Source organism: Halomonas sp. AOP7-B1-5, assembly GCF_052353045.1.
Classification (GTDB): Bacteria; Pseudomonadota; Gammaproteobacteria; order Pseudomonadales; family Halomonadaceae; genus Vreelandella; species Vreelandella colorata.
On record NZ_JBQTDC010000008.1, the window covers coordinates 91,191 to 108,803 of the forward strand.

General features: G+C 55.2%; 14 protein-coding genes. 7 read left to right on the forward strand and 7 right to left on the reverse strand.

The window, feature by feature from the left end:
* Positions 1-34 precede the first annotated feature (34 nt).
* Complete coding sequence (locus ACT3XD_RS06615) at positions 35-2,563, forward strand: penicillin-binding protein 1A (RefSeq protein WP_192537416.1); 2,529 nt, start codon at positions 35-37, stop codon at positions 2,561-2,563.
* A 110-nt stretch (positions 2,564-2,673) separates the two neighbouring features.
* Here the strand turns inward: ACT3XD_RS06615 and ACT3XD_RS06620 are convergent, their stop codons facing one another.
* From ACT3XD_RS06620 to lhgO, 4 genes are all read right to left on the reverse strand, one after another.
* The gene (locus ACT3XD_RS06620; protein ID WP_192537417.1) at positions 2,674-4,686 is read right to left on the reverse strand and encodes a TRAP transporter permease; all 2,013 of its coding nucleotides are present in this window, start codon (positions 4,684-4,686) and stop codon (positions 2,674-2,676) included.
* 140 nt (positions 4,687-4,826) lie between these two features.
* Complete coding sequence (locus tag ACT3XD_RS06625; protein WP_192537418.1) at positions 4,827-5,351, reverse strand: DUF1850 domain-containing protein; 525 nt, start codon at positions 5,349-5,351, stop codon at positions 4,827-4,829.
* Between the two features lie 68 nt (positions 5,352-5,419).
* Positions 5,420-6,379: a TAXI family TRAP transporter solute-binding subunit gene (locus ACT3XD_RS06630; RefSeq protein WP_192537419.1), complete on the reverse strand. Its 960-nt coding sequence runs from the start codon at positions 6,377-6,379 to the stop codon at positions 5,420-5,422.
* Between the two features lie 120 nt (positions 6,380-6,499).
* Positions 6,500-7,696: an L-2-hydroxyglutarate oxidase gene (gene lhgO / locus ACT3XD_RS06635; RefSeq protein ID WP_192537420.1), complete on the reverse strand. Its 1,197-nt coding sequence runs from the start codon at positions 7,694-7,696 to the stop codon at positions 6,500-6,502.
* Between the two features lie 150 nt (positions 7,697-7,846).
* On the opposite strand from lhgO, the gene csiR reads away from it, so the two are divergent.
* The 6 genes from csiR to gabT all read left to right on the forward strand — a co-directional run bounded on the left by csiR (position 7,847) and on the right by gabT (position 14,449).
* The gene (gene csiR, locus ACT3XD_RS06640) at positions 7,847-8,536 is read left to right on the forward strand and encodes a DNA-binding transcriptional regulator CsiR (protein WP_192537432.1); all 690 of its coding nucleotides are present in this window, start codon (positions 7,847-7,849) and stop codon (positions 8,534-8,536) included.
* A gap of 193 nt (positions 8,537-8,729) precedes the next feature.
* Entirely contained in the window at positions 8,730-9,908 is a 1,179-nt protein-coding gene (locus ACT3XD_RS06645; RefSeq protein WP_192537421.1) for an acyl-CoA dehydrogenase, read from the forward strand.
* A gap of 32 nt (positions 9,909-9,940) precedes the next feature.
* The gene (locus ACT3XD_RS06650; protein ID WP_192537422.1) at positions 9,941-11,155 is read left to right on the forward strand and encodes a CaiB/BaiF CoA transferase family protein; all 1,215 of its coding nucleotides are present in this window, start codon (positions 9,941-9,943) and stop codon (positions 11,153-11,155) included.
* Positions 11,156-11,370: 215 nt separating this feature from the next.
* The gene (locus ACT3XD_RS06655; RefSeq protein ID WP_192537423.1) at positions 11,371-12,180 is read left to right on the forward strand and encodes an EAL domain-containing protein; all 810 of its coding nucleotides are present in this window, start codon (positions 11,371-11,373) and stop codon (positions 12,178-12,180) included.
* Entirely contained in the window at positions 12,173-13,099 is a 927-nt protein-coding gene (locus ACT3XD_RS06660; protein WP_192537424.1) for a sensor domain-containing diguanylate cyclase, read from the forward strand. The genes ACT3XD_RS06655 and ACT3XD_RS06660 overlap by 8 nt, the downstream gene beginning before the upstream one ends.
* A 75-nt stretch (positions 13,100-13,174) precedes the next feature.
* A complete protein-coding gene (gabT, locus tag ACT3XD_RS06665; RefSeq protein ID WP_192537425.1) occupies positions 13,175-14,449 on the forward strand; it encodes a 4-aminobutyrate--2-oxoglutarate transaminase in 1,275 nt (424 codons plus the stop codon).
* Positions 14,450-14,526: 77 nt separating this feature from the next.
* On the opposite strand, the gene ACT3XD_RS06670 is transcribed toward gabT, so the two are convergent.
* Genes ACT3XD_RS06670 through ACT3XD_RS06680 form a run of 3 tightly spaced genes read right to left on the reverse strand, consistent with a single transcriptional unit; the run spans position 14,527 to position 17,379 of the window.
* Positions 14,527-15,831: a TRAP transporter large permease gene (locus ACT3XD_RS06670; RefSeq protein ID WP_192537426.1), complete on the reverse strand. Its 1,305-nt coding sequence runs from the start codon at positions 15,829-15,831 to the stop codon at positions 14,527-14,529.
* Positions 15,832-15,853: 22 nt separating this feature from the next.
* Complete coding sequence (locus tag ACT3XD_RS06675) at positions 15,854-16,366, reverse strand: TRAP transporter small permease (protein WP_192537427.1); 513 nt, start codon at positions 16,364-16,366, stop codon at positions 15,854-15,856.
* Complete coding sequence (locus ACT3XD_RS06680; RefSeq protein ID WP_192537428.1) at positions 16,363-17,379, reverse strand: TRAP transporter substrate-binding protein; 1,017 nt, start codon at positions 17,377-17,379, stop codon at positions 16,363-16,365. Before ACT3XD_RS06680 ends, ACT3XD_RS06675 begins: the two co-directional genes overlap by 4 nt.
* Positions 17,380-17,613 lie beyond the last annotated feature (234 nt).

Sequence of the window (17,613 nt, forward strand, 5' to 3'; positions counted from 1 at the left end):
ATCCTATTCTCCTTTTCATGGGTGCCCTCTGTTCATGACGTTTTTGCGAACCCTCATTCTGTCGCTGTTCTTTCTTATCGTGTCGTTAGTAGGGGCCACCGCGCTCGCCGTGGTGGGCGCTGCTATCTATTTCTCTCCCGGCCTGCCTGATGTGCGCCAGCTACAAAACTTTGAGCTGCATTCACCGCTACGCATTTTCACCAATGACGGCAAGCTAATTGGTGAATTTGGTGAGGAGCGCCGGGTCGTTGTGGATTTTGATGAAATTCCCCAGGACATGGTGAACGCCTTGATAGCCGCCGAGGACACCAACTACTTTGATCACGCGGGTGTTGACCCCCGCGGGCTTGCCAGGGCGGCGGTAGAGCTTGCCCAGAGCGGCGGTGCCATACAGTCAGGCGGCTCGACCATCACTATGCAGGTGGCGCGTAACTACATGCTTACGCTGGACCAGACGTTTACCCGTAAAATCCGCGAGATCCTGCTTGCCTTGCAGATGGAAAAAGTGTTGAGCAAGCAGGAAATCTTCGAACTTTACGTTAACAAAATTTTCTTAGGAAATCGAGCATACGGCATTGCAGCAGCCGCCGATACTTATTACGACAAACCGCTTTCCGAGCTTACCCTGGCTGAAACCGCGATGATTGCGGGTCTGCCCAAAGCGCCTTCCGCATTTAACCCGCTGGCCAATTCCGAGCGTTCGCTGATTCGCCGCAACTGGATTCTGTTCCGCATGCGCGAACTGGGCTATATCGATGACACCACCTATCAGTCAGCGGTACAGGACCCCGTCACCGCACGCCGTCACTTTACCCAGACCGAAGTAGACGCCTCTTACGTGGCTGAAATGGCACGCCAGTACGCGGTTGAGCGCTTTGGTGATACAGCCTACACCGGCGGTTACCGCATCTATACGACGCTGGATAGCAAGCTACAGCCGTTTGCGCGTGACGCCCTGGCCAATGGCCTGCGTGAGTATGATTTGCGTCACGGCTGGCGCGGTGCCGAGCAACGCGATATCGCCCCGAGCCTGGTCGAAGCGCAGGAACGCACCGCGACACAGGGCCTTGAGGAGGAGCTTTCCGAGTCGCCCGAAATTCGTCAAACCGCCCGCCAAGCCGCCGAACGTAGTCAAACGGAAATCACTGGCGTTGAAGGCGACGTTAGTAACTGGCTGCAAGTATTGGAGCGTACACCTAACTATGGCCTGCTGAAGCCAGCGATTGTGGTCAAAAGCAGTGGCCGTGAAATGCAGGTATTGGCTCGCGGCGGTGAGCTGCATACCATTAACTGGGAGGGTTTAAGCTGGGCACGCGCCTATCAAAGCCCGCGTAGCCGCGGCGCTGAGCCTAGCTCTGCCGACCAAATTGCCGTACGTGGTGACCTGGTGCGTATTTTAGAAACCCAGGACGGCACGGTACGCCTTTCACAGCGGCCAGATGCAGAAGGCTCAATCGTTGCCCAAGACCCGCGTACCGGCGCTATTCTGGCCTTGCAGGGCGGGTTTGATTTCAATGCCAGCAAGTTCAACCGTGCGGTTCAGGCCCAGCGCCAATCAGGCTCCATCTTCAAGCCGTTTATTTATCTGGCGGCGCTGCAAGATGGTGAAATGAACGCAGCAAGCGTGGTCAACGACGCACCGGTCGTGCTCGATGATGGCAGCAACTCACTATGGCGCCCGGTCAACTCCAGCCGTGATTTCCAAGGACCGATGCGTTTACGCCCGGCACTGGCTCGCTCGCGCAATCTAGTCACCATTCGCGTTTTACAAACCATGGGGCTGGATCATACGATCGAATTCCTGAAAGGCTTTGGCTTCTCTCAGGATCGCCTACCGCACGGCCTTTCTCTGGCCCTGGGCAGCGCAAGCCTGACGCCTATGGAAATGACCAACGCCTACTCCGTGCTTGCCAACGGTGGCTTCCAGGTAGCTCCCTGGTTTATCGAACGCGTTACTCGCAATGACGATCACGAGCTTATTGATGAAGCCACCCCCCAGGTTGCCTGCCCCAGCTGTGCAGAAGGTCAGGAAACCGTCGAGATCGATGGGCGTGAATATCCGGTTGCCAAGCGCGTTGCCGATGCGGCGGCCACCTATATTCTGCGCGATATGCTGCGTGATGTTATTACCTCGGGCACCGGTCGCGGCGCGTTAAGCCTCAACCGTGACGATATCGTGGGTAAGACGGGTACCACCAATAGCCAGCGTGATGCCTGGTTTGCCGGTTTTAACAGCAATTTGGTGACCACCGTGTGGGTAGGTAAAGACAGCAACGAAACCATTGCGGAATATGGGGCAAATGCAGCGCTACCTATCTGGAAAGACTTTATGGGTAAAGCGCTGGAAGGCACACCGTCGGCGATACCGGAACGCCCGTCTACTGTTGTAACTGCTCGGATAGATCCTAACTCTGGTCGTCGTTTACATGAAGGCCAGCCGGGAGGTATTAGTGAGTTCTTCCACCAAGATCACTTGCCCGACTACCAGCCACGTGGCATCAGCCGTGAGCTAGAGGAAGCCAGCGGCTCACAAGGCTCTGGCACCGCGGAATCGATCTTCTAAGTAACAACTAGCGCTAGCAGCTAGCTCAAGAAACGCAAAAGCCCGGAAACCTAATGGTCTCCGGGCTTTTTTATACGCCTGTCTTACTGACAGATGCCTATTTGCAAGCTTTAAGCTGCAGCTATAGGCGCTTCATGCTTGCTGGCTCTCCAATTAAGGCCAATGGCGATCACCATGACCACAACACCGGCCACCTCGGTCAGCAGGCTTGGGTAGAACACGCCAAAGATCGCGGCGCTGATCGCCAGGCGCGGCAGCCATGACATGCGGGTAAACAGATACCCTTCCAGCGCCGCCGCAAAGGCGCATAGCGCCAGAATAGCAATCACCGCGTTCCACACCACGACCAATACTGGCCCGCCGATAATAATTTCAGGGTTAAACACCATAAACAGCGGAATCAGATAAAGCCCTTTAGCGAATTTCCAGGCCTGAAAACCGGTCTCCATGGGTTTACTGCCCGCGATGGCCGCCCCGGCAAACCCTGCCAGGGCAATGGGCGGCGTCACGTTAGAGTCCTGGGAGTACCAGAACACCACCAGGTGTGCAATCAGTAGCGGCACGCCAAACTCAGAGGTCAGCGCGGGTCCAACTAGCACAATCAGCACGATATAGCTGGCGGTTACCGGAAGTCCCATCCCCAGTATCAGGCTCGCCAACAGCACCATGACCAGCGCCAGCACCAGGTTACCGCCCGAGAATGCCAGCATCATAGAGGAGAATTTGAGCCCCAGGCCCGTCAAACCCACAACGCCGACGATAATACCCGCCACTGCGCAGGCCATGGAAACCGCCACGGCATTACGGGCGCCCAGTTCAAGCCCTTCCACCAGTTTGGTTAACCCGGCCCAGATAACGCCCTTGGTCCGGCTAAGCGTCACCGGCTGGCCCTGCCCTGGGGCTACGAAAAAGTACCATAGCGCATAGCGTATGACGGCCACGGCTACCATGGTAATGACCGCGTAATAACCTACCCGCATGGGCGACAGGTTCATCACCAGAAGCCACACCAATACCGCCAGCGGTAGGAGGAAATGCCAGCCCTCTTTCATCACCTGGCGCATTTGCGGCAGCTCGCTTTTGGGCATGCCCTGCATACCCTGTTTAAGGGCAATAATGTGTACAAACAGGTAAACCGTCGCGAAGTACATAATCGCTGGCAGAATACTGATCTTGACGATATCCAGGTACGGCGTATTGGTATATTCGGCAATCAAAAAGGCGCCTGCGCCCATCAATGGCGGCATGATTTGCCCACCGGTTGAGGCGGCTGCCTCGATACCGCCCGCCTGCTTGGGCTTATAGCCCAGTTTTTTCATCAGCGGGATAGTAAAGGCGCCGGTCGTTACCACGTTGGCAATCGCGCTACCTGAGATAGACCCCATACCCGCCGAGGCAAGCACAGCGGCTTTGGCCGGCCCACCACGCTGACGGCCCGTCGCGGCGTAGGCCATATCGATAAAGAACTTGCCCGCCCCGGTACTTTCCAGAAAGGCGCCAAACAACACAAAGATAAAGATGTAGGTAGCCGCCACGCCCAGCGGCAGGCCGAAGATACCTTCCTGCCCCAGATAGAGCTGCCCGGCGACCCGGTCGAGCGTATAGCCACGGTGATTCAAGATGCCAGGCAGCCACTCGCCAAGCCAAGGCAGCTCACCGCGCGGACCGGCAAACGCATACACGATGGCTAACACACCGATAATCGTCATGCCAAAGCCCACCGCGCGACGGCTGGCTTCCAGTACCGTGACCGTAGCGATACAGGCGACCAGAATATCGGTCTCGCTCCAGAAACCAGCGCGATTAATAATCTCGTCTAAAAAGAACACCAAATAGCCGCCGGTAATCAACGCACCAGCAAAAAATATGAGATCAATTCCCCAGCCAATCACACCGCGTTTACGCTTGGGCCCAAACGCTGGGAACATTAAAAACGCCAGCAGCATGATTAGCGCAAGGTGAATACCGCGTTGATAAAATAGTCCCAACGGCTGAATGCCGGCGGAGTAGAGTTGGAACAGGGAAAGTCCTACCGCCACGATGGTGATAAGCCACAGCACCACGCGCGGTTGAATCGCATTACCGCCTGGCATTAATACCGGCGGTGGATTGGATTCGCTCATGAAGTCCTCGGAAAATGTTGTCTAGCTTGTTTGTACTGACCAGTGTTTTGGTTGCTTAAGCTCTAGCGGCTTAGTGTGTAGTGCTGCAGTTTTTATTATCTGCGGGTTTATTTACAGCATATTTATTAAGCTTTGCGTATTTAGCGCGGCGAACTGTTAGCCCGTGGCGCATTGCTTGTGAGCTGGATCGTTACCCGCTGGCCGGCTGCCTGCTCGCTTAAACTAATGGCTGGGTGTTCGCCGTCAGGCCACACCACCTGATGATTGACCGCTTTCGAGCCGACCCGGAGAACGTAGCGGTTATTGGCAACCGGCTCATCAATCGCGTTGATCCAATATCCACCGTGACCATCGGACACCTGTTCACCACGTCCAAATATATGTCCTAGCCCTGCGGCAAAATCTGGCTGGTGGGAGCGTTCTAACTGCATCACGCCTGCCACATTACGGTAGCAATCCAGCACCGTGAACTTCTCAACGGAATGATTCCATTGAATACACCAGCGTGCCCCGGCGGGCACCACTTCGTCCACTAACGCTTTACCCTGCTCAGTCACCACTGCTAACCGCGTAGACGCAGTCGCCGGAGCGGGGGAAGCCCCTGCTCCGGCGAACGGTAAGCATATGAACAAGAGCGCCATCAGTCGTCGTTGTTGCCACTGCATGGCGAAATGCCCTTTATTAGCTATTTGCAAAACAGCCGCTTAATAAAAGCAGCTGTATAGGCCATCCGTTAAGGACGAAGACGGTCCGGAATTTCGACATCCATTTCCTCAAAATAACGAATAGCGCCCGGGTGCAGCGGTACTGGCGTTGATTTCATAGTGAATTCAACCGTGGTGTCATTAGCGGCCGGGTGTACCGCAATCAGCTCATCGGTGTTTTCAAACAACAGCTGGGTCAATTGGTACGCAAGCTCCTCATCCATATCGGCGTTAACCACCAATACGTTGGGGATACCAATAGTCTCAACCGCTTCATCCATGCCGTCGTACATACCGGCGGCCAGTTCGTAAGGTGCGAAAACCGCTTCTTCTTCCTGAGCATTGGCGATTTCTTCATCCGACAAACCAATCAGGCGGATATCGCGCGTGGCTGCCAGGTTAAGAATCGAGCTAGTCGGCGGGCCAACGCTCCAGAAACCGGCATCGATATCGCCGTCGCGAATAGCATCGGCGGTTTCGTTGAAGTTAAGGCGCTGGGGGGTAAAGTCTTCGTAGCTAATACCGTTGGCTTCAAGCACTGCGCGGGCATTAAGTTCCGTACCGCTTCCCGGTGCACCAACAGATACACGTTTACCGGCAAGATCGGCAATCGACTCAATATCCGATTCGGCAAGGGTTACCAGCTGGACAGCATTGGGATATACCGAGGCCAGCGCACGGGTATTTTCAATCTGGCGGCCTTCAAAATCACCGGTACCGGTATACGCTTGATACACGGTGTCGGCCAGGGCCAAGGCAAGGTCGGCGTCGCCACGCATGATCAAACCCATATTTTCAACCGAGGCGCCGGTAACTTCAGCGGTCGCCTGGGCACCTTCGATACGGTTATTAATCATTTCCGCAAGGCCGCCACCGATGGGGTAATAAACGCCACCCGTACCGCCCGTTGCAATTGAAAGTTGTTGAGCACTGGCCGGTAAAGCGACGGCTAACATGGATGCTGCGGCTGCATATTTTAATGTTTTCATGCGTATTGCCTCCGTCCTGCTTGGACTTATAGGTATGGTTTGACGATAGGGAGGTATGAAGCTCCGCCCCTGTTCCATCAGAAGCGATAGAGTGACGTTAGCACGGCTCGTGCGTTGATGTTAATGGGACAATAGTGCGACGACCTGCTGAGTAATATGCGCACCAATGGGTAGCGCCGAGGTGGCCGCCGGTGAGGGTGCGTTGCCGACGTTCACCGTTCGGCGTGTATTCACGAACACAAAGTCATCCACAAGTTTGCCCGCTTTAGAAACCGCCTGTGCGCGAACGCCCGCCGGATAAGGCTTGAGATCCTCAATCGTTAATTGCGGGCAGTATTTGCGTACAAGTTCCAGGTAACCGCGCTTGTAAAACGAGTTTTTCATTTCTCCAAGCCCTGGCTTCAGGTGTCTGCCCAACACTTTTAAAATTCCCGGGTGGGTGAACATCTGCCCCATATCACGCAGCGACATATCCTGCTTGCGGTAACCTTCGCGCTTAAGTGCCAGCACGGCATTGGGGCCCACCGTTACGCTGCCATCAATCATACGGGTCAGGTGTACACCCAGAAAGGGCATGGCCGGGTCAGGAATGGGGTAAATCAGATGGTTGACGATGTGATTATGCTTCTCGGGCAGCAGATAGTATTCGCCTCGGAACGGGCAGATGGTAAAGCCAGGATCCTGGCCCAGCATGCGAATCACCCGGTCGGCCATTAACCCGGCACAGGTCACCAGATAACGGCTTGAGAAGGTATCGTTAGTGGTGGTCACCACCACCTCAGTACGTCGCTCTTCCAGCCCCTTAACCTCAACGCCATACTGGATTTTACCCCCCAGGCGCTCGAACTCCGCCGCCATGGCACGGGTAACCTGGGCGTAGTTGACGATGCCGCTTGAAGGCACAAAAATCCCCGCCTCCCCGCGGATATTCGGCTCGCGCTCCTTGAGTGCTTCAGCGCTTAGCCACTCGCGCTCAAGCCCATTGGCCGCCGTGCGCTCCCAAAGCGCCTGCATACGCTGGGTTTCTAGCGCGTTGGTGGCCACCAAAAGCTTGCCACAGATGGAGTAATCCACTCCGTGCTGATCACAAAACTCGCGGGTAGCGCGGTTTCCTTCAAGACAGAACTTGGCTTTTAAGCTTCCCGGCGTGTAATACACCCCGGCATGAATGACGCCGCTGTTATGGCCGGTTTGATGCTGCGCGGGGCCACTCTCTTTTTCCAGCACAAGCAGGCGCTTGTCGGGGTACGTCTGCTGCAGCTGCATGGCGGTCGACATGCCCAGAATTCCCCCGCCAATAATGATGAAATCCCACATTAATAACGCTTCCTGTGCCAAATTGTTAAAATTTATTGATAATAGCCGTTATTCTTCTACTTTCACTTATTTGCTACAAGATCACCAGGGAGTCGCGTCGTTATGGAAACTGTTATGGCGATTGCCATGGTGATTGATAGGGAGGTTGCCATGGAGCCAGATGCGCCGCGTCAGAACTTAGCGATTAGCGCTTATAGCACGCTCAAGCACGATATTATCCGTGGCCGCTACGCGCCTAAAGAAAAGCTATTAATGAGCCGTCTGAAAGAGTGCTACGGGGTTAGCACAGGGCCGCTGCGCGAAGCCCTTTCCCAACTGGTCGCCGACCGGCTGGTGGTGGCGATTAGCCAGCGCGGTTACCGCGTAGCTCCGATGTCTCTTGCCGAACTCAACGATATTTACGACGCCCGTGCCCAGCTGGAAGGCCTGATTCTACGCCTTGCCATTGAGCGGGGTGACGACGACTGGGAAGCGTCGGTGCTGGCCACAGCCCACCGGCTTGCCAAAGTGACCGATATAAGCTCCCCCGATGAGCTGCTGGATGGCTGGGACCTGCGCCATAAAGCTTTTCATACCGCCATCGCGAGCGGCTGCAACTCCCCTCACCTGCTGCAGATGCGCAATACGCTGTTTGATCAAGTTGAGCGCTATCGCCACTTGTGGCTCCAGGAAACCGTCATGTCGCCAGCCGCGCTTGAGCAAAAGCGCCAGGAGCACGCCGCGCTGGTCGACGTAATTCTAGCGCGCGATGCTGAAAAGGCCGCGATCTTGATGCGCGACCATCTGATGACGCCCGTTCCCATTATTACCCGAGTACTTCAGAACCGGGGAATCAGCTAAATTCTGCATTTTAAAAAAATGTAGATATTTTTAAATAACGGCGATACATTGAGTTTACTTGCACCGTTTTTAACTACGTAGTAGATCAATTTTTAACTACGTTAGATCAATGGATCGCCGTGGGCGCCTGGGTGTGTCTACGCGAAATGCTTTCCTCAAGAATTCTTCTTAAGAACTAGCCAGGAGCTTCGTAATGACACATTTCAACTGGGATGACCCGCTACTGCTGGAGCACCAGCTCACTGACGAAGAGCGCCAGATTCGCGACGCGGCCCATGACTACTGCCAAGAAAATCTCCAGCCCCGCGTATTGAGTGCCTTCCGCGAGGAGCGCTTTGATCGCGAGATCATGTCTGAGATGGGTGAGCTTGGCCTTTTGGGCGCTACCGTGGCGGAAGAGTACGGTGGTGCGGGCGTCAACCACGTGGCTTACGGCCTGATCGCCCGCGAAGTAGAGCGCGTCGATTCCGGCTACCGCTCGGCCATGAGCGTTCAGTCGTCGCTGGTTATGTACCCCATCGAGACGTACGGCTCTGAAGAACAGAAACAAAAGTACCTGCCCAAACTTGCCAGCGGCGAAATGGTCGGCTGCTTTGGCCTGACCGAGCCAGACCACGGCTCCGACCCCGGCAACATGATTACCCGCGCTGAAAAAGTCGACGGCGGCTACCGACTAACCGGCGCCAAGATGTGGATTACCAATAGCCCGATTGCCGATATCGCCGTGGTATGGGCCAAGTCTGCTGCCCACGACAACCAGATCAAAGGCTTTATCGTAGAGCGCGGCACGGAAGGTTTCTCCACCCCGAAAATTGAAGGCAAGGTGTCGCTACGCGCCTCGATTACCGGTGAAATCGTGCTGGATAGCGCGTTTGTGCCCGAAGAGAACCTGCTGCCTAATGTCAGCGGCTTGAAAGGCCCGTTTGGCTGCCTGAACAAAGCGCGCTACGGCATCGCTTGGGGCGTTATGGGCACGGCTGAATTCTGCTGGCACGCCGCCCGCCAGTACACTCTAGATCGCAAGCAGTTTGGCCGCCCGCTGGCCGCCAACCAGCTGATTCAGAAAAAGCTCGCCGATATGCAAACCGAGATCACCCTGGGTCTCCAGGCTGCACTGCAGGTAGGCCGGTTGATGGACAGCGGCAACTGGGCACCGGAAATGGTCTCGCTGATCAAGCGTAACAACTGTGGCAAGGCACTGGATATTGCACGTATGTCGCGGGATATGCACGGCGGTAACGGCGTGTCCGATGAGTACGGCGTGATTCGGCATATGGTGAATCTGGAGTCGGTAAATACCTACGAAGGTACCCACGATGTTCACGCGCTGATTCTGGGTCGTGCACAGACCGGCATTCAGTCGTTCTTCTAAGCGGCTTTATCCTATAGGCCAAAGGAACCACCATGAGCACTCCTTCCAAACCGCTAGCTGGCATCAAAGTACTCGATATATCACGCGTGCTGGCTGGCCCGTGGTGTGGTCAGATGCTCGCCGACATGGGCGCCGATGTGATCAAGGTCGAGCGCCCTGTCGCCGGTGACGATACGCGCCACTGGGGGCCTCCCTGGCTTAACGGCACAACGGAGTCGGCCTATTATCTGTGCGCCAACCGCGGTAAGCGTTCGATCACCATTGATATGGCCAAGCCGGAAGGCCAGGCGCTTATCAGGCAGTTGGTAAGTCAGTCAGATGTGCTGCTCGAGAACTTTAAAGTCGGTGGGCTGAAGAAGTACGGCCTGGATTACGCAAGTCTGAAAGAGCTGAACCCCAAGCTTGTCTACTGCTCAATCACCGGCTTTGGTCAGGAGAGCCCCTACGCCCACCGCGCTGGTTACGACTTCATGATTCAGGCCATGGGTGGCATCATGAGCCTGACCGGCAAGCCCGACAGCGAGCCCGGCGGTGGCCCGGTAAAAAGCGGCGTGGCGTTTACCGATATTTTCACCGGCCTGTATGCCACCAACGCCGTTTTGTCAGCGCTTTATCAGCGCCGTGACAGCGGTGTGGGTTGCCATATTGATATGGCGTTGATGGATGTTCAGGTAGGCGTGCTGGCCAACCAGGCGCTTAACTACCTAACCTCCGGCAACGTGCCGCAGCGCCTGGGCAATGCCCACCCCAACATTGTGCCCTACCAGGCGTTTGCCACTCGGGATGGCCACATCATTGTCGCGGTGGGTAATGACGAACAGTTCAGACGCTTTTGCGAAGTGCTTGCGTTAGGACAGTTGGCCGCTGATGAGCGGTTTGCCACCAACGGGGCGCGCGTCCATCACCGTGAAAGCCTGGTACCTCTGCTTGAGGCAGCACTGGCTCAGCGCACCATTGATGAGTGGCTCGCGGCTTTTGAGGCAGTAGGCGTACCTTGCGGCCCCATCAATACGCTTGACCGCGTGTTCGATGATCCGCATGTCAAAGCGCGCGGTTTGAAGCAGACGCTACCGCACACTCAGGCAGGCCAGGTAGACCTTGTCGCCAACCCTATTCGCATTAACGGGCATTCGCTAAGCGCTACCACCGCGCCGCCGAGCTTGGGTGAGCATACCGAACACGTATTAAACGATATAGGCATTACGCCAGCCCAACAGCAGGCACTGCGCGAGGCAGGCATTATTTGATTGAGCACTGTCCATTAGCAGGTTTAACGTTTGAAGCGCTCTTAACGGGGCGCTTTTTATTGCCACCTAGTCTTTACCCCATCAATAAAGGCTAGGAAGTCCATCATAAGCCACGCTTATCCGCTACACTATTCACTGTTTTACAACCATGTGTCCGTTTGTAAGCAATGGTTTGCAACAAAGGATTGGGCGGACACAGTAAGCTAGGAGGCTTTATGGGGAACTGTGCACGCATTAACGGCAGCTGCAAACGCTGTGAAGGTGAATTGCCCTTTGCGTTCACCATGGCATTTCAACCTATTGTTAATCTCTCGACTGCCCGAGTAGATGCCTATGAAGCCTTGGTACGCGGGCCCAATGGTGAATCCGCCTGGAGCATTATTTCCCAGGTAACGGACGATCTGCTCTACCAGTTTGATCAAGCCTGCCGCGTCAAAGCCATTGAAATGGCAAGCCACCTTGGCATGCAGACCAATCTGTCGATTAATTTTCTTCCCAACGCGGTTTACGAGCCAACCGCCTGCATTCAGGCAACGCTGGATATCTCGCGACAGGTAGGCTGGCCATCCAAGCGACTTATCTTTGAGATTACTGAAACCGAGCGCGTTATCGATCGTCAGCATTTGCGCAATATCATCGACGCCTATCGCTCAATGGGTTTCAAAACCGCGCTGGATGATTTTGGCAGTGGTTATGCCAACCTGGATATCTTGACCGACCTTACTCCTGATAAGTTAAAAATTGATCGCCAACTAGTCATGAACTGCGATCAAGACCTGCGTCGCCAAGCCATTTTGCAAGCAATTATTACCCTGGCCCAACAGTTGGGCATTGTCGTCATCGCTGAAGGTGTAGAAACCCACGCCGAGGCGCTTTGGCTGGCAAGCAACGGCATCATGCGCCAGCAGGGCTTTTATTATGCCAAACCAGTCGTTAACTCACTGGGGGATGACCTCTCCGTGCGTTTGAGTTCACTACGCGAAGAGGTGCGCTTAGGCCGGGAACAAGGGGGTCTACATGCTTGATATAAATCTTGAGCAAGTCTATCAGCTGTTCACCCGCTCAAAACGCAATACTGAGAATATTATCCAAACCGCCCCGCTAGGCATTTGCGTTACCAGCCCTGATGGCTATTTTGAGATGGTTAACAGCGCTTATTGCCAATTTTATGGCTACACGGAAAGCGAGCTTATAGGCAAGCACTTCACCCAAATGGTCTCCCCTACCTATCGTGATAGATTAGCAGCACTACACGACGAATTTATCCAAGGCGACAGCAACCAGGAATTACGCCAGGAGTGGGAAGTGCTGAACAAAAAAGGTGAGGCACGCACCATCATCGCTGAAGCGGCGCGCATCGAAGGCGATGACGGCCTACCGCGCAAGGTAACCTTTATTGTCGATATTACGGAGCGCAAGCAGCTCGAAGAGCGTTTAAAGCTGGCCAACGAGCGTTTGGATCAACTCGCGCATCGCGATGAATTAACCGGCCTGTTCAACCGCCGTGCCGGGCTTAAGCGCCTGGAAGAAGAGCTTCAGCGCTGCCAGCGTTATGAAAGCACGTTGAGCGTTGCTATTTTCGATCTGGATCGCTTTAAAACGATCAATGATACCTACGGCCACGGCATTGGTGACGACGTACTCAAGGAAGTCACCTCACTGGTCAGTCAAACTCTGCGCACTACCGATATACAGGTACGCCTGGGCGGTGAAGAATTTCTGGTGATCATGCCGCAGGTCGATATTAGAGCAGCGCAGCGGGCGATTGAACGGGTGTGTAATGCCGTTGCCAGCACGCCTTTTACTAAGCAGCAATTAATCGTCACTGTATCCGCCGGTATTGCGTGCTACGTTGATACCTCCAACCGCTGCCTATTGGATCGTGCAGATAACGCCATGTATCAAGCCAAGGAGGCCGGTGGAAACGGTGCCGTCACTGCCTAGTGAATCATCATACCTGGTGAATCAACATCGGCGCCCGCGATGCTAAATCGACTCTCCAGCCTGAGGAGTAACGTTATGAGCAATGCTGAGCTAAACAAACTGAAGCAAAAATACGTTGCCAACGGCGCAGCGAGCCCTGCCACAGCGTTTGCCGACCATGCCGAAAATGCCGAAGTGTGGGATGCCGACGGCAACCGGTTTATCGACTTTGCCGGCGGCATCGGTGTGCTGAATATCGGCCATCGCCATCCGAAAGTGGTTGCGGCGGTGAAAGCACAGCTCGATAAGGTAATGCATACCTGCCAAACGGTAATGCCCTATGAAGGCTACGTCAGGGTTGCAGAACGGCTGAGCCACCTAGTGCCCGTTCGCGGCCATGCCAAGGTCATGCTCGCCAACTCCGGCGCCGAAGCGTTGGAGAACGCGGTCAAGATAGCTCGCGCCGCCACCGGGCGCTCCAACGTTATCTGCTTTGATGGCGGCTACCACGGCCGCACCTTCTTCACCATGGCGATGAACGGCAAGGTCGCGCCGTATCAGACCGACTTTGGCCCCATGCCCGGCACCGTGTTTCGTGCGCCCTACCCGGTGGACTACCACGGCGTCAGTGAAGACGAGGCGATTCGCGGCCTGATGATGACGCTGAAAACCGACGCTGGCCCCGCGAATACGGCGGCTATCATTTTAGAGCCAGTGCTGGGTGAAGGCGGCTTTTACCCAGCACCGACATCGTTTCTGGAAAAGATCCGCATCATCTGCGATGAACTCGGCATCCTGATGATTATCGACGAAGTGCAGTCAGGATTTGGGCGCACCGGCAAGATGTTCGCCATTGAGCACAGCGGCGTTGAGCCCGACATCATGACCATGGCTAAAAGCATGGCCGACGGTATGCCGATTTCAGCCGTAGTGGGCACTGATAAACTCATGGATGCTTCAGGCCCGAACTCGCTGGGTGGCACCTATACGGGCAGCCCTACCGCCTGTGCCGCAGCGCTTGCCGTCATGGATGTTTTTGAGGAAGAAAATATCCTGGAGAGGAGCCAGGCTCTGGGCGAGAAGCTCGCAAAGCGTTTCCACCAGTGGCAGGCGCGTTATGACGCGGTGGATAACGTACGCCATATGGGCGCCATGGCCGCTTTTGAGCTGGTATCTGATAAACACGCCAAGACGCCTAATGCCGAGCTTGCCGGTGCCTTGTGTAAAAAAGCCCGCGAAGAGGGCTTAATCCTGCTTTCCTGCGGTATGTACGGCAATACCATTCGGTTCTTAATGCCCATCACCATCGACGATAGCGTACTCAACGAAGGACTCGATATCATCGAATCCTGCCTGGAGTCGCTGATTTAACACGCCCTGAATGCAGCCTGCATGCAAGAACGCCGCCCGATGGGGCGGCGTTCTTATATTTACCCGGCACTAACGGTTCAGCCGTTCATGTAGCGCGGCAGCCAAAGCACCAAGTCAGGCCATACGCTGATGATGATAGCCGCCAGGCACATCAGCAAAAAGAATGGCAGCGCCGCCCAGGCCACGCGGCCGATGCTCTCTCCGGTCAGGCTCTGCAGCACGAAGAGGTTGAAGCCCACTGGCGGGGTAATCTGGCCAAGCTCGATCATGATGATCAGGAAAATGCCGAACCAGATCGGATCGAACCCTGCCAGCAGCACGATCGGCAGCGTAATGGGCAAGCTCATTACAGTGATCGAGATACCGTCCAGAAAGAGCCCCAGCACGATGTAGAACACCGCCAGAGCCAGCAGCAGCATGGTCGGGCTGAAGTTCTGCTCGGCGATCCAGCTGGCAAGCTCGCGCGGCAAGTGCAGATAGCCCATCGCCGTCGACAGCAGGGTTGCCGTAATTAACAGGCTACATACCATGATCGAGGTAATCAGCGTGCCCCGAAACGCCTCGGTCAGCATGGCCAAATTGATTTGCCGCTCGATGCCCAACAGCACCAGCGTGGCTGCCACGCCCACCGCCGCCGCCTCGGAGGGCGTGGCGATACCGCTGTAGATCGAACCGATCACGATCGCGATTAATATGAGGATTGGCAACAGCAGCAGAATCGACTGGCCGATGGATTGCCCGTGCGCTATCTGTTTAGGCGCAAGCGCCGGTGAAAGCGTGGCGCGTATGCCAATATAGCCGCTGTACAGCAGCGCAATTACAAGCCCCGGCACCACACCCGCCATGAACAGCCGGCTGATCGATACTTCCGCCTGAACCCCGTATACGATCATGACGATCGACGGTGGAATCAGCAGGCCCAGGCTACCAGCGCCAGCTAGCGAGCCAATCGACAGGTGCCGGTCGTAGCCGCGTTGCTTGAGCTCTTGCGTGGTTATCTTGCCAATAGTGGCTGTGGTGGCAGCACTTGAGCCGCTTACAGCAGCAAACAGCGTACAGCCCAGCACATTGGTATGCAGAATGCCGCCCGGCAGACGGCTGGTAATGGGCACCAGCCCTTTGAACAAGCGCTCCGAAAGATTCGAGCGAAAAATCAGCTCGCCCATCAAGATGAACAACGGGATCGCCGAAAGCTCCCAGCTGTTGCTGGCACGATACAAAATACGCGAAAAGATCAAACCGATACGGTCAGCGCTGAAGTCTCCGAAAATCCAGAGTGAGCCGATGGAAATTGCCAGCATCGAGGCAAATATCCACGTCCCCATGGACAGGAAAAACACCAGCAGCAGCGCCACACCAACGGCCGTCCAGAAAATATCCATAGTCTGTTCCTGTTAGCCAGGCCTAGGCCGTGTTGGGTGAATACCGCGAGCGCAGTAAGATGATTTTTATTGATCTCACCAGCAGCGTGAAGGAAATTAGCCACATGCCGATAAGGATCGCGCCTTCGGGAAGCCAGATAGGCGTTTCGGCCAGCGTCTCACTCACCACGCCGCGCTGGTAGCTGCGCTGGACGTTTTGTAGCCAGAACGTGGAGAGCCATAGAAAGCAGCCGGCAGTGACCAGGCTGCTAAACAGCTCCAGCGGCCACCGGCTGGATGCGGGAATGCGCTCCATGAGCAGCGACACCCGAATCAAGCCGCCCTTTTCGAGCACGTAGGGAAGCCCCATAAACGCCATGGTGGCCACGGCGTAGCCGATATACTCATCCAAAATAAAGGTCGAGCGGCCAAACAGCCGCATCACGATTTCGAGGATGATATGGCCAAACATGTAAATGATGAGCGCCACGGCAATCAAGGCGCCCACCCGATTAAGCAATTTCGAGGCTTTTTCTATGGGTTCGAAAAACCTCATTGCTGGCTCCGAAACTCATCCATGATCGTCTTGCCGGTGTCGCCAGTGCTTTCAAGCCAGTTATCGATCACGCTTTCCGAGGCATCAGAAAGCGCGTCGGTCAGGTCTTGGGCTACCGGGTCGCTCACTTCAACGTTGTTCTCCGCAAGCGTCTGGTAGTTCTCTGCGGTGCGCGTTTCAACGGCGGCCCAGTTGTGTTGGTCGGTCAGGCGAGCGGCTTCCAGTACTGCCTGCTGCTGCTCTTCGCTGAATGAATCGAACACGGCCTTGTTCATATGCACCATGTTGAGCGGGATGGCATATTGAACGGCAGAGAAGTGGTTTTGATGCTCCCAGAAGCTGCCGTTGGCGCCGGCTTCGGCGGAGGTCAGCACGGCGCTAATACCGCCGGTGGCCAATTGCGGCACTACATCACCCCAAGAGAGACTCACCGGCGAGGCGCCGACGTTTCTAAAGGTTTCAGTGCCACTGCGGTCAAAAGTGCGAATCTTGAGATTTTTCAGATCATCGGCGCTGTCGATCGCGTCTTTCGACCAGATACCGCTGGGCGGCCAGGGCGAGGCGTAAAGCAGTACCTGATCACTATCTTCAAACACCGCTTCGTAATAAGGCTTGGCGATATCGTAAAGCTGGCGCGCATCCTCGATATCGTTGACCAAAAACGGCAAGGAGGAGAGCAAAAAGAGGGAGTCTACGCCACTCATGGTGCCTGAAAGCGTATCCGCGATATCGACAGCGCCATCCGCCACAGCGTAGAAGTGATCGCCGGAGTTAAACCCCAGCGCGCCACCGGTATGCAGGGTAATGCTGATGTCACCGTTGGTCAGTTCCTCTACCTTGTCGATAAAGTAGGCGTCGCCCTGAGCGTGGATTGAGCTTGCGTTGTATTCATTTGAAAAATCCAGGCTGAACGACTGGGCATGCGATTGGCCGCTAACAATCGCGAGCCCCAGCGCGGCGATGAGACTTTTACCGGCGATGAATCGATGATTTTGGAATTTTAGCGTTGTCATGACGTAGGTTCCCTGCCGATTTTTATTAAATGTAGCTTTCAATGTACCTTTATCGGCAAGCTATTTATTTTTACAAACGACGTAGGCGCTTCTGAACGCGACATCTAAATAGTCAAAAACTAAAGTATTATTTACTTTATACGGTAATTAAACACTATAGCGTCAGGGTCGAAACAACGATTTCCCGCATGAAAAAGAGCAGCGTAAGCATCAAATATGGCCATAACCACGTGG